Origin of the sequence: Paraplanobispora takensis (assembly GCF_016863195.1) — a bacterium.
GTDB lineage: Bacteria > Actinomycetota > Actinomycetes > Streptosporangiales > Streptosporangiaceae > Planobispora > Planobispora takensis.
Map to the genome: position 1 here is coordinate 37,770 of NZ_BOOK01000008.1, position 12,229 is coordinate 49,998.

The following is a 12,229-nucleotide window of genomic DNA, read 5'->3' on the forward strand; positions in this document are numbered from 1 at the left end:
ATCCCAGCCTCCCCGGGTCTCTCCCGCTCCGGCCGGACCCCCGGCACGGTGGGACGCATGATCGCTCTCATCACGGGTGCCAACAAGGGCATCGGATACCAGACCGCCAGGCTCCTCGCCGAGAAGGGCGCGACCGTTCTGATCGGGGCCAGGGACGCCGGGCGCGGGCAGCGGGCGGCCGGGGAGCTCGAGGTCCGGTCCGTCCAGCTCGACGTGACCTCCGCCGAGTCCGTCGCCTCCGCCGCCAAGTGGATCGAGGAGGAGTACGGCGTGCTCGACGTCCTCGTCAACAACGCCGGGATCATGGTCTCGGAGGACGACCCGGCGGCGCCCAGCGCGACCCCGGTGGACGCGCTGCGCGCCACCTACGAGACCAACGTCTTCGGCGTGGTCGCCGTCACCAACGCGCTGCTGCCGCTGCTGCGCCGCTCGGCGGCGGGCCGGATCGTCAACGTCTCCAGCGGCCTGGCCTCGCTGACCCGCATGACCGACCCGCAGGACGAGTTCTGGGCCGCCAACTACCTGGCCTACAACTCCTCCAAGGCGGCGCTGAACATGATCACCGTGTCCTACGCCAAGGAGCTGGCCGGCACCGCCGTCAAGGTCAACGCCGCCGACCCCGGCTACTGCGCGACCGACATCAACGGCCACAGCGGCCCCCGCGACCCCGAGCAGGGCGCGGCGGTCGCCGTACGGCTGGCGCTGCTGGACGCCGACGGCCCGACCGGCGGCTTCTTCGAGGACGCCGGCACCTCCCCCTGGTGACGGGTGCCCGCCGGAGGTGAGGACGGGGACGGCCGGCCTTCGCCGGCCGTCCCGGTCCGTGCCGTCGCGGCGGGCCCTGCCGCCCCGGGCGGAGGGCTCAGCCCTGCTTCAGCAGCTGGGGAGCGTTGTCGATCAGCCAGGTCTCACCGGCCCGCTGACTCACGGGGAACCCGGTGGTGAAGCCCCACGACGCCGGTTGCACTCCCAGCGCGGTCAGGATGCTGGGCACCAGCTTCATGTCGGGCGCCGAGGGCAGGTTGAAGTACCACCGGAGCTCCTCGGCGATGTGGTTCTGGCGGATGCCCGGGTCGAGTCTCTGATCTGCGAGAGGACGGCCGATCTCGTCTCTCAGGAACTTGAGGCTCATGATCTCTCCGATCGACAGCCACTCCCTCCTGAGACGTTCGTAGGTCTCGGCGGCCTCCTTCATCCGCTGGTCGAAATCCTGCTGGTTCAGGGTTCCCTTGTTGTCCTTGTTCTGCCGCATGAGCGTGAGGGCCTGGGAGTCGAGCGACGGGTAGGTGACCTCAGCGAAGATCGAGATCTGGCCCGGCCAGTTGGCCTTGGCGAAGATGTGGTCCACGCTCTGGGACGCGGTCAGGTCCACCCAGGCGATCTCCCTGCCGCTCTTCTCCGCGAGCACCAGGTCCGGCCGGGTGCCGCCATGAGTGATCTGCGGGGTGACGGTGTATCCGTCGGGCACTCTGTGGGCGAAACCCGACCGCTGGTCGCTGACGAACGTCTCGATCACGTAGCCGAAGCAGGCGGCCATGCACATGACGGGCTTGCCCTGCAGGAACTCGGCCCACATCTCGCCCCACCTGCGGGTGTAGCCGTTCAGGCCGGTCAGCGGCCCGAGACTCGGTACGGAGACGGCGTGCAGGTAGGCATTCTGGGTCGCCCTGTCGACCTCCTCGAAGAACGCCTTCGCCAGTCTGCTGGTGTCCGGGTTGTTCCTGTCGTACCAAGCGTTCTCGACGGCCATTGCCGACCTCCTCGTCGTCGCGGCGACCCGGGCTTCAGTGAACAACGCCCTTCCCCGCCTGGCCACCGGCCGGTTCATTACGGTCCCGGTCCTCTCATCACGGCCTATGCAGGGGTGATTTACGTCTCGTGCCGATTAGACGGCGGCATCGGGGAAGACGGGGAGGGAGGGCCGTGACCGATTGAACGGATGGTGTGATGGGCCAGCAGGTCGACAAGGATCGTTACTCCGAGGCGGAGTTCGCCCGTTTCGGGGAGCGGCTGGGGGAACAGCTCACCGAGCTTCACGAGCTGCTGGCCCGGCCCGGGTTCGGGACGGGGCCTGCGACGATCGGGGCCGAGGTGGAGCTGTTCCTCACCACTCCCGACGGGCACCCGCTCCCGCGCAACCGGGAGGTGTGCGACGTCGCCGGCGACGACCGGCTCACTCTCGAGCTCGGCCGGTTCAACCTGGAGGCCAACCTGACCCCTCTGCCGCTGGCGGGCAGGCCCTTCACCGCCATGGAGCGGGAGGTGCACGAGGTCATCGCCAAGGTGGACGCCGCGGCGGCGGCCGAGGGCGGCCAGGTGGTGGCCATCGGCATCCTGCCCACGCTCAGCGAGCTGGACTTCAGCCACGAGACGATGAGCGACGAGAGCCGCTACCGGGCGTTGAGCCGGGGCATGCGGCGGCTGCGGGTCGAGCCGTACCGGGTGCGCATCCACGGGGCGGAGAAGCTGGAGCTGGAGGTCAAGGGCGTGATCCTGGAGAGCGCCAACACCTCCTGGCAGGTCCACCTGCGCACGGCCCCCGGCGACTTCGCCCGCGTCTACAACGCCGCCCAGCTGGCCACCGGGCCGGTCCTCGCGGTCAGCGGCAACTCCCCGACGTTCATGGGCAGGCGGTTGTGGGAGGAGACCAGGATCGCGCTGTTCGAGGAGTCGGCCGACGACCGCGACCTGGAGCGGCTCGGGCGCAGGGACCGGCGGGTGGCCTTCGGGTCGGGCTGGGTGGAGAGCGCCGAGGACCTGTTCGCGGCGTGCGTGCGCGACTACGAGCCGATCCTGCCGATGACCTCCGAGGACCCGGGGGAGGACGGGCGGGCGCCGGCCCTGGCCGAGCTCCGGCTCCACCAGGGCACGGTCTGGCAGTGGAACCGGCCGGTCTACGATCCGGCGGACGGGGGTCACCTGCGCGTGGAGATGCGGGCGCTGCCCGCCGGGCCGACCGCCGCCGACATGGTGGCCAACTCCGCCTTCCTGCTCGGCCTCACCTCGGCCCTGGCCGTCGAGCCGGTCGAGGAGTTCCCGTTCTCCTCCGCCTACCGCAACTTCTACCGGGCGGCGATCGACGGCCTGGACGCCTCGCTGTGCTGGCCGGGCCTGCAGGAGGACAGGCCAGCCGCCGAGCTGGCGCTGGAGCTGCTCCCGGTGGCCCGGGCCGGTCTCGACCGGGTCGGGGTGGACCCCGGGGAGTCCGAGCGGATGCTGGGGATCATCCGGGAGCGGGTGACGCGGCGCCGTACCGGGTCGATCTGGCAGCGGGAGACGCTGGCCGCGACGGACGGCGACGCGGCCCGGATGGTGACGCGCTACAGGGAGCTGGCGCTGAGCGGGGAGCCGGTGCACACCTGGCCCCGGTGATCGGCCCCGGTGATCGGTCCCGCTGATCGGAAAGGAGACGATCACGGCATACTCATGAACTCCACACCATGATCCGCCAGACTGGTGAAAACGGGGAAGGAGTTCCATGAGTGGTATGAAGGCCGTGCCTGCGGGGCCGTTCCAGCTCAGGAGGGGCGGGGGCCCGCCTCCCGGGATCGCCGTGCTGGAGCGCGAGCTCGACCGCGTGCCGCTGAGCACCGTGCTGGCCAAGGCCAACCGGGTCACCGTCAGGAAGGGCGCGGAGGGGACGGGGGCGTTCGGCTCGATGAGGCCCCGCCCGGCCGACTGGTACACCTTCGACGCCGCCGACAACGCCGTCACCGACTGGTACCCGCAGGGGCTGACCAGCGCCGCCGACGCGGGCGTGTCCGGCGGCGTGTTCGTGGTGAGCTGGTACTTCAAGCCCGTGGGCGCCGCCGAACGGGGGGTCCGCCTGTCCTTCATGAACACCGCGACGCTGCGCTACCGGCACGTCCTGCTCGTGGACGTCCGCCCGGACGGGAACATCGTCCCGATCAACATCCACGCCGGAGGCGTGGCCTGGTACGGGGACCTGCTCTACGTCGCCGACACCGCGCGGGGGCTGCGGGTCTTCGACGTCCGGCACATCTACGAGGTGAACGGCGAGGACGGCGCCGCCATCGGCAGGCGCGACGGGGTGTACAACGCCTTCGGCTACCGCTACGTGATGCCGCAGACCGGTTCCTGGAACACGACGACCGGCACCGCCCGCTTCTCCTTCGCCTCCGTCGACCGTACGGCCGAGCCCGACCTGCTGGTCTCCGGGGAGTACGTCGACGACCCGACCGGGGTCGGGCGGGTGGCGCGCTGGCGGCTGGCGGCCGACGGCACCCTGGCGGCCGACGGCGAGGGCGTCGCCGCGGCCGCCGACGCCTACGCCATGCCCGTGCTCAAGATCCAGGGCGCCCTCTCCCACGGCCGCACCTGGTATCTGAGCCAGACCGCCGGATCGAGGGGCAACGGCACACTGGTGGTGGCCGGCGACGCCGTGACCCGGCGGCCGTACCCGGTCGGCCCCGAGGACCTCACCCGCGTGCGCGAACAGGTGTGGAGCGTGAGCGAGTTCCCCGGGCGCCGCGTGGTCTACGGCGTCCCCCTGTAGACCCGCGGGCGCAGACCCGTGACCCCGCAGACCCGCAGACCTGTGCCTCCGCAGAGCCCGGCGGCGCTCAGTGGATGGCGCCCCCGACCAGGCGCAGGTCGTCGTGGAGCAGGACCGCGGCCGTCACGATCGCGGTCAGCGCCTCGGCGACCAGCTGCACCGGCATCGACGGCTCGCCGTGGTCCAGCACCTGCTGCGGGGCGTAGGGCACGTGCACGAACCCGCCGCGGAGCTCGGGGAACTCCGTGGCGATCAGGTGCATGAGGCCGTAGAAGACGTGGTTGCACACGAACGTCCCCGCGGTGTGCGACACGCTCGCCGGGATCCCCGCCTTCCTGGCGGCGGCCACGCACGCCTTCACCGGGAGCGTGGCGAAGTAGGCGGACGGGCCGCCGGGGACGATCGGCTGGTCGATCGGCTGGTTGCCCGCGTTGTCCGGGATGCGGGCGTCGTCCAGGTTGATCGCGACGCGCTCGACCGTGACGGCGTGCCGGCCGCCCGCCTGCCCGACGCACACGACCACCTCGGGCTCGTGCTCCAGGATCGCCTCGCGCAGGCGCTCCGTCGCCTCGCCGAAGACGCACGGCAGCTGTACGGCGTGCACCGTCAGCTGCACCGGCGGCGCCTGCGCCACGAGCCGGACGGCCTCCCAGGACGGGTTGACGGTCGCGCCGTCGAACGGCTCGAAGCCGGTGAGCAGTGCCCTCATCGCCGCTCCCCTTGGTTCGTCATAGGACGAACCTTACTTATCGGGCATAAGCGTGACGGCGACGGGGCGGTGGTCGGAGTGCTGGACGTTCGGGTTGGCGTGGTCCGCGCCGGTGAATCCCGGCGTGACCAGCACGTGGTCGATCTGCTCCACCGAGCGGCCGGGGGAGGGGATCGTGTTGAACGGCCTGACCGGGGCGATGGGGTCGGTCAGCCCGGCGCCCATCAGCACTTCCCAGGCGGGGTCCGACGGCTCGATGTTGAGGTCGCCGGCGACGACCACCGGCCGGGAGGCCGCGGCCCGCCGGACGATCCCCGCCAGTTGCTCCACCTGGTCGAGCTCGCGCCAGCCGGGCGGCGGCTGCAGGTGGGTGCCGATCACGGTGATCTCCCGTCCCCGCCACCGCACCCCGACCTCGACCGCCTGCGCGCCGGTGGGCCCGCCCTGGACGAGCACGTGGTTGCGGACCGAGGTGATCGGCAGGTTCGTCAGCACGGCGTCGCCCCACACCTCGTCGGCGGCCGGGGCCCAGACCAAACGCATGCCGAGCCGCTCGGCGATGAGCCGTACGTCGTCGTGGGCGCCGTTGAGCAGCCAGCCCCGGTCGGCCTCGCTGAGCACGACCACGTGCGGCCTCAGCTGCCTGAGGGTGTCGGCCTGCTGCCCGAGAGAGAGCCGGCCCGGCTCGCCGTACCCCATCCGGATGTTGTAGGCCGCGACCCGCAGGCCCTCACCGGGCGGCTGCCAGGCGGGGACCGGGCCCTGCCAGAGCGGCACGGCGGCCACCAGCGCGGCGGCGGCCACGGCGCCCGCCGCGGTCACGGGCAGCCGCGGCCGGGGGACCGGCTCCAGGCGGCGCACGCCCCCGGTCGCGCTCACGGCGGTCACCAGCAGCGCCGCGGCGATCGGCACCCAGTCGTTGGGCAGGTAGAGGTCGTAGGCGGCGTAGTAGGCGAAGGTGAGCACGACGAAGACCAGCATGCCCCCGGCGGCGGCCAGGCCGCGCCGGGCCGGCCGGTCGGCCCCGGCGGGCGGGGAGGAGGCCGCGGCGTAGGCGAGGCAGGCGACCAGCGCCAGCTGGCCGAGCACCTGGGCGGCGATCAGCCATGACGGGGAGACCCCGTGGATCCCGCCGATCACCGGGTGCAGGAAGGCGAACGCCACGGCGGAGGCGGTCAGGACCGCGCCGGGCAGCAGCGGGTGCGACCGCCAGGGGAGTACGGCGGGCCGCAGCGACAGCACCGCGAACCCCGCCACGATGGCCGCCACCCAGGCGGGGGCTCCCGCCGTGGACTGGGCGTAGGCGGCGTTGCCGGTGTACAGGCCCCACAGCAGCAGCGCCGGTCCGACCAGCAGCCAGGAGCGCGGAGCGCCCGCCCTCTCCCGGAGTTCCGCCGGGTGTTGCGCGCCGCCCACCTTCACCGGGCGCTCCGTGTGCCGGGCGCGCACCAGGAAGATCGCGAACAGTGCGAGCTCGGCTGTCACCAGCGATCGCGGCAGCCCTCCGGGGCGCCACATCAGGTCGATGCCGTCGAGGGCGGAGTGGACCACGGTGGAGAGCACGAGCCCCGCGGCCACCCCGGACAGCGCGGGCCGGGCGTCCGCGGCGGTCATGGCCACGGCGACCAGCCAGACCAGCCCGGCCAGCACGCCGGCGCTGGCCGTGTACAGCTGCGCGTCACCGCCGTCGGTCAGCTGCAGCACGGCCCGGGCGGCCAGCAGCAGCGCCCCGGCGCCCAGCGCGATCCGCGGGGCCGGGACCAGCCGGGCCAGCGGCACCGCGAGGAAGGCCGCCACGAACCACGACAGGGCGTACAGGCCCATCATCTCGGCGGGCGTGCTGCCGGCCCGGCCGAAGAGTGTGATCAGCGACGGCAGGAAGACGCGCAGCACGTCGGTCAGAACGAGCACGCCCAGGGCGACGTCCGGGCGGATCCGCATGCCCACCTCCAAGGAATATGAGCCATCCTCGCTTCCTTGGGGCGTCCCGGCAAGAGAGATCGCCGGAGCCGTACCCGCGAATCGGCCCGAGCGGACCGCGGCGGGGCCCGGGGCGGGAGACGGTGAGGATCAGGCCTGGGCGGGGCCGTCGAGATAGCGGAACGCCTCGTGCGCCGAGCGCACGCTGTCGCGCAGCGCCTGTTCGAGCCGCCCCGCGTCCTGGGCCAGATTGTCGATCTGCGGCACGGCCAGCGCGTCGGCGCCCGTCTCGGCCAGGAGCTGCTCGTACTTCGGCAGCCGGGACCTGAGCACCTCGATCTGCTCGTGGGCGCGCAGCGCGCGCTCGGCCTCCTCGACGTGGCGGGCGTAGCGCTCCAGGGCCTCCACCCGGGCGACGACGGCGGCCTCGCTGGCGGCCAGGGCCCGCTCCAGCGGCTGCATCGCCGCGACCACCTCGGGGCTGTCGCCCTCGGTGACCAGGCGGCGGTGCTCGCCGCGCAGGGCCGACAGCTTGGCCAGCAGCCGGGAGATCTCCCACTCCTGCGCCGGCAGCATCACCGAGTTGCGCACGCCGTCGAGCATCCCGCTGATGTGGACCCCGGAGGACAGGACGTACTCGACCGCCTGCCGGGTGCGCTCGCGCAGCAGCTCGGCGGGGTAGTCGAAGTCCTCCGCCAGCAGGAAGCGGCCCTCGTACCAGCGGGCGTGACGGTAGACGTCGTGCTCCTCGGGGTCGGTCTCCATCGGCTCCTTGGCGGCGAGATGGCCGACGAAGGCGACGAAGATCAGGAGGGCGGTGACGAACATGAGGATGTGCCCGCCGTCGGCGAGCAGGACGACGCCCAGCAGGAAGAGCGCGGCGGCCGCTCCGCCGGCCTGCAGGAGCCGGGTCGCGAGCTTGGGGGTCACAGGTTGCGGTTCGGGGGTCCAGCCTGCGCGGATGCGGGACAGCAGGGGCCCGTGCCGGCGGAACAGGTCGGCGACGTCCGCGGGCACTTCCGGATCGACAACCACATACTGCACCTGGTGGCTCCCCCTCCTCCGGTTATACCGTAGTCAAGAAAGCTTATATTTTCGGCTATCCATCGAGATAGCGGAACGCTTCGTGTGCCGAGCGCACGCTGTCGCGCAGCGCCTGCTGCAGCCGGTCGGCGTCCTGCGCCAGGTACCCGATCTCCGGAGCCATCAGCCTGCCGGCGCCGGCCTCGGCCAGGAGCTGCTCGTACTCCGGCAGGTGGGAGCGCAGGGCCTCCAGCTGGTGCTGGGACGCCAGCGCGCGCTCGGCCTCCTCGACGTGGCGGGCGTAGCGCTCCAGGGCCTCCACCCGGGCGACGACGGCGGCCTCGCTGGCGGCCAGGGCCCGCTCCAGCGGCTCCATCGCCGCGACCACCTCCGGGGTCCTGCCGCTCCTGGCGAGGTCGCGGTGCCTGGCGCGCAGGGCCGACAGCTTGGCCAGCAGCCGGGCGATCTCCCACTCCTCGGCGGGGAGCATCACCGAGTTGCGCACGCTGTCCAGCAGGCCCATGGCGTTGATCCGGGAACGCAGGATGCGGTCGATGGCCCGCTGGACCCGGCCGAGCAGTTCCCTCGACGGATGGTCGAAGTCCTCCAGCACCAGGAAGCGGCCCTTCCACCGGCGCGAGTGGCGCAACAGCACGCGCTCTATGGAGTCGGCGGGCAGGGGCTTCCTGGCGAAGTACACGACCATGAGGACGAACAGCTCCACCAGCATCAGGAAGAGCAGGGGATAGGCGGCCCCGCCCACCGCGATCACGGTCCCCAGCGCCAGCGCGGTCGTCGCCCCGAAGAACCCCATGACGGCACCGGGGATCCCCGTGCCCGCCTCGGGGTCCCAGCCGTTGTGGAACCTGGAGAGCAGCGGTCCGTTCCGGCGCATGAGGTTGGCCACCTCGGCGGGCACTTCCGGATCGACCACCACACGCAGCACGGTCTAGCCCCCTTCGCCGAAGCCGAAAGCATATCCATCACCCCGGTTTCAGGTGATGCGTCCTTCCATGGTGCATCGTGATGGGGTATGCGTGACGCCTGCGGGGACACTCCATCCCCTCTTCGTCCCTTCTTCTTCGCTCAGCCGCGGCCGCCGTACGGCGGGAGCAGGCGCTCGGCGACCGCGCCCAGGGCCGCGACCTCACCGGCGTCCAGCCGCACGGGCCGGTGGGCGATCCAGCCCGGCACCCGGGCCGCGCGCATCAGCATGACCTTCGAGGCCATGAACGAGCACCCGCGGGACAGCCGCGTCCCGTGCACCGCCACCAGCGGGGTGACCTCCACCGGCCGGCCGTGGCCGTACCCCAGCATGTCGGCGACCGCCCGCGCCCCGGACGCCGCGGCGCGCACGTGGTCGTCGGCGGGGGAGCGCCCGATCCACAGCCGGCCCTTGCTGCTGGCGACCCGGGCGCGCCGGTGCCAGCTCCCGGAGTCCACGACGTAGACGCCGGTCGGGCCGACGATCAGGTGGTCGAGGTTGTCCTCGGCGCCCGGCAGCGCCCGGTCGTGCAGGACCACGTAGCCGCGCCGCTGCAGGGAGCGCAGTATCCGCGCGGTGGCCCGCTCCCCGGGCGAGGCGGCGTCCCGCGGCCGGACGCGCCGGTGGTACAGCAGGTCGGCCAGTACGGCCAGGGCGGCGGCGGTCACGCCCGCGCGCCAGTTCCACGTCCACGCCGCCACGGCGGAGACGAGGGCGACGGCCGCCCCCCGCGGCACCAGATCCCGCTCGCGTACGAAGCCGCGCACCACCCGGCGCCGCGCCACAAGCGGGGCACCGCACACCGCCGGACCGTCCATCCCCGGCTCCCCCTCCGCCGACGACACGCATTCATTGATTCGGTATCGTGACACACCGAACACTGTGGGTGACCGGCGGGGTGGAGGAACGGCGGGGTGGAGGAACGGCGAAAGCCCCGGTCGTGGACCGGGGCTTTCGGCGGACCGGGGGACCGGCCGGGTGGTGGACGATACTGGGATTGAACCAGTGACCTCTTCCGTGTCAGGGAAGCGCTCTCCCGCTGAGCTAATCGTCCTCGGGTGAGACCAGAGCGGAAGACGGGATTCGAACCCGCGACCCTCACCTTGGCAAGGTGATGCTCTACCACTGAGCCACTTCCGCGTGCCTGCTCCGGGTCGCCCCTTCGCAGTCGTGCTTCACTTTACCGGATCCCGCAGGCTCCGATGTCCGTGAGCTGAGGTGGAGACGGGATTTGAACCCGTGTACACGGCTTTGCAGGCCGTTGCCTCGCCTCTCGGCCACTCCACCAGCCGGATCCCGAGGGATCCGCCGAGCGGAAGACGGGATTCGAACCCGCGACCCTCACCTTGGCAAGGTGATGCTCTACCACTGAGCCACTTCCGCGTGTTTCCCGGTGAATTCGCCCGGGGCACGGAGAAACTCTAGCGCCTTTTCGGAGGTGCGTGCGCGCATCGGGGGGCCGGTCGTGCGGAACGGCCCGTCAATTGGGCCTTGATCCGCGCCGGGGAGGGGCGCACGCTCGGGGTGGGTGAGGGGGGACGGCCGGAATCTGGGAGGCGCCTCGTGACCGAAAATCCGCCGGGAGTGACGGAACGTCAGCTCGGAGTCAGCCGCCCCGCCCTGGTCGTCACCCACCTCCCCGAGCCCGAGGAGGTCTTCGGGGTAGGCAGGCTCGGAGCGAAGGAGCTCTTCAAGTTCGCGGTCGGGCCCAGCCTGATCGCCCTGGGGATCTCCATCGGCAGCGGGGAGTGGCTGCTCGGTCCCCAGGCGGTCGGGCAGTACGGGTTCGTGGGCGTCGGCTGGGTGATCCTCGTCTCCGCGATCCTGCAGACCTTCTACAACGTCGAGTGCTCGCGCTACGTGATCGCCACGGGGGAGGTGCCCGTCGTCGGCTGGGGCCGGGTGCCGCCCGGCTATCTGTTCTGGGTGCCGATCTCCGTCTTCATCATCATCTTCGCCTTCATCGCGGGCGGCTGGGCGAGCGCCGCCGGGCAGGGCGTCTACGCGCTCGTCCACGGCGTGGTGCCGCCCGCCGAGTCGACGGAGCCCGAATGGTGGGCCGTCGCGCTGCTCGTGCTCGTCTTCCTCATCACCGCCTCCGCCCGGCGCATCAGCCGGGCGCTGGAGCTGGCGAACTGGGTCATGGTCAGCACGATCCTCCTCGGCCTGCTCCTCATCGACCTGTTCGTCGTCCCCTTCAGCCAGTGGTGGGAGGCGATCCGCGGCTTCGTCACCCCCGCCGCGCCGCCCGCCGGGATCACCGCGACCCAGATCGGCGCGCTGGCCGGGTTCACCGCCCTGGCCTCCGGCCTCAACTGGTACGTCATGGGTCACTATCGGGACAAGGGGTACGGCATGGGCCACCGGGCCGGGTTCATCGCCGGCCTGCGCGGCGAGCGCCGGGAACTGCTGGCCAGCGGCGTCACCTTCCCCGAGGACGAGCGGAACGCGGCGCTGTGGAAGCGCTGGTACCGGCTGCTGCTGATCGACATGTGGGGCGTGTTCTTCGCCGGCGCCATGCTGGGCATGCTGCTGCCCACGATCCTGATGGCCCAGGCGGTCGAGATGTCCGGCCGGCGGCCCACCCAGGCCGACGTCCCGACCTTCGTGGCGGGCGTGCTGCGCGCCGAGTACGGCCCGTTCCTGTTCTACGTCGCCCTGGTGCTGGGCGTGCTGATCCTGTTCTCCACCCAACTCGGCATCTTCGAGGCGATGGTCCGGGTGACCACCGATGCCGCCCACGCCACCAGTCCCCGGCTGCGCGCCCTGATCGAGGGCGACCCGCGCCGGTTCTACTACCCCTTCATGATCGTGCTGCTGGTGATCATCAGCATCATCATCTTCCAGGCGCTGCCGGTCAGCCTGGTCCAGTGGTCGGCGAACATGTCCAACCTGGGCGCGCTGATCTATCCCTTCCTGCTGATGTACCTCAACAGCCGGCTGCCCCGCGCCGCCCGCCCGCGCTGGTGGCACTACGTGATCCTGGTCCTCAACTTCCTGTTCTTCGGGTTCTTCTTCGTCAACTTCATCGCCGACTTCGTGGGGGACCCGCTGCTGACCTTCTGACCGGGTCCCC

The 12,229-nt window shown here is 71.7% G+C and carries 10 protein-coding genes and 4 tRNA genes; 4 read left to right on the top strand and 10 right to left on the bottom strand.

What is annotated here, in order from left to right:
• The first annotated feature begins 57 nt into the window (after positions 1-57).
• Positions 58-765, top strand: coding sequence for an SDR family oxidoreductase (locus Pta02_RS06915; RefSeq protein ID WP_203873855.1), 708 nt, complete (start codon positions 58-60; stop codon positions 763-765).
• 97 nt (positions 766-862) lie between these two features.
• On the opposite strand, the gene Pta02_RS06920 is transcribed toward Pta02_RS06915, so the two are convergent.
• Complete coding sequence (locus tag Pta02_RS06920) at positions 863-1,750, bottom strand: hypothetical protein (protein ID WP_203873856.1); 888 nt, start codon at positions 1,748-1,750, stop codon at positions 863-865.
• 197 nt (positions 1,751-1,947) lie between these two features.
• Between Pta02_RS06920 and Pta02_RS06925 the strand changes: the two genes are divergently transcribed.
• Together Pta02_RS06925 and Pta02_RS06930 are read left to right on the top strand one after the other, a co-directional pair.
• A complete protein-coding gene (locus tag Pta02_RS06925; RefSeq protein WP_203873857.1) occupies positions 1,948-3,372 on the top strand; it encodes a glutamate-cysteine ligase family protein in 1,425 nt (474 codons plus the stop codon).
• A gap of 106 nt (positions 3,373-3,478) precedes the next feature.
• The gene (locus Pta02_RS06930) at positions 3,479-4,516 is read left to right on the top strand and encodes a hypothetical protein (RefSeq protein ID WP_203873858.1); all 1,038 of its coding nucleotides are present in this window, start codon (positions 3,479-3,481) and stop codon (positions 4,514-4,516) included.
• A gap of 67 nt (positions 4,517-4,583) precedes the next feature.
• On the opposite strand, the gene pcp is transcribed toward Pta02_RS06930, so the two are convergent.
• The 9 genes from pcp to Pta02_RS06975 form a co-directional block, all read right to left on the bottom strand.
• The gene (pcp, locus tag Pta02_RS06935; protein WP_203873859.1) at positions 4,584-5,225 is read right to left on the bottom strand and encodes a pyroglutamyl-peptidase I; all 642 of its coding nucleotides are present in this window, start codon (positions 5,223-5,225) and stop codon (positions 4,584-4,586) included.
• Between the two features lie 33 nt (positions 5,226-5,258).
• Positions 5,259-7,166: an endonuclease/exonuclease/phosphatase family protein gene (locus Pta02_RS06940; RefSeq protein ID WP_203873860.1), complete on the bottom strand. Its 1,908-nt coding sequence runs from the start codon at positions 7,164-7,166 to the stop codon at positions 5,259-5,261.
• Positions 7,167-7,295: 129 nt separating this feature from the next.
• Complete coding sequence (locus tag Pta02_RS06945; RefSeq protein ID WP_239129764.1) at positions 7,296-8,189, bottom strand: hypothetical protein; 894 nt, start codon at positions 8,187-8,189, stop codon at positions 7,296-7,298.
• 55 nt (positions 8,190-8,244) lie between these two features.
• A complete protein-coding gene (locus Pta02_RS06950; RefSeq protein ID WP_239129767.1) occupies positions 8,245-9,114 on the bottom strand; it encodes a hypothetical protein in 870 nt (289 codons plus the stop codon).
• 140 nt (positions 9,115-9,254) lie between these two features.
• Positions 9,255-9,971, bottom strand: coding sequence for a nuclease-related domain-containing protein (locus Pta02_RS06955; protein ID WP_203873861.1), 717 nt, complete (start codon positions 9,969-9,971; stop codon positions 9,255-9,257).
• A 161-nt stretch (positions 9,972-10,132) separates the two neighbouring features.
• Positions 10,133-10,207, bottom strand: a tRNA-Val gene (locus tag Pta02_RS06960).
• A 14-nt stretch (positions 10,208-10,221) separates the two neighbouring features.
• Positions 10,222-10,293: transfer RNA gene (locus Pta02_RS06965), tRNA-Gly, on the bottom strand.
• A 76-nt stretch (positions 10,294-10,369) separates the two neighbouring features.
• A tRNA-Cys gene (locus Pta02_RS06970) sits at positions 10,370-10,440 on the bottom strand.
• 24 nt (positions 10,441-10,464) lie between these two features.
• Positions 10,465-10,536, bottom strand: a tRNA-Gly gene (locus Pta02_RS06975).
• 201 nt (positions 10,537-10,737) lie between these two features.
• Here Pta02_RS06975 and Pta02_RS06980 point away from each other — a divergent pair.
• Positions 10,738-12,219: an Nramp family divalent metal transporter gene (locus tag Pta02_RS06980; protein ID WP_203873862.1), complete on the top strand. Its 1,482-nt coding sequence runs from the start codon at positions 10,738-10,740 to the stop codon at positions 12,217-12,219.
• The last annotated feature ends 10 nt before the right edge of the window (positions 12,220-12,229 follow it).

Excerpts from the sequence above, each read along its gene's own strand:
- Pta02_RS06940 (WP_203873860.1), bottom strand. The coding sequence starts at position 7,166 with ATGCGGATCCGCCCGGACGTCGCCCTGGGCGTGCTCGTTCTGACCGAC.
- Pta02_RS06930 (WP_203873858.1), top strand. The coding sequence starts at position 3,479 with ATGAGTGGTATGAAGGCCGTGCCTGCGGGGCCGTTCCAGCTCAGGAGG.
- Pta02_RS06915 (WP_203873855.1), top strand. The coding sequence starts at position 58 with ATGATCGCTCTCATCACGGGTGCCAACAAGGGCATCGGATACCAGACC.
- Pta02_RS06920 (WP_203873856.1), bottom strand. The coding sequence starts at position 1,750 with ATGGCCGTCGAGAACGCTTGGTACGACAGGAACAACCCGGACACCAGC.
- pcp (WP_203873859.1), bottom strand. The coding sequence starts at position 5,225 with ATGAGGGCACTGCTCACCGGCTTCGAGCCGTTCGACGGCGCGACCGTC.
- Pta02_RS06925 (WP_203873857.1), top strand. The coding sequence starts at position 1,948 with ATGGGCCAGCAGGTCGACAAGGATCGTTACTCCGAGGCGGAGTTCGCC.
- Pta02_RS06955 (WP_203873861.1), bottom strand. The coding sequence starts at position 9,971 with ATGGACGGTCCGGCGGTGTGCGGTGCCCCGCTTGTGGCGCGGCGCCGG.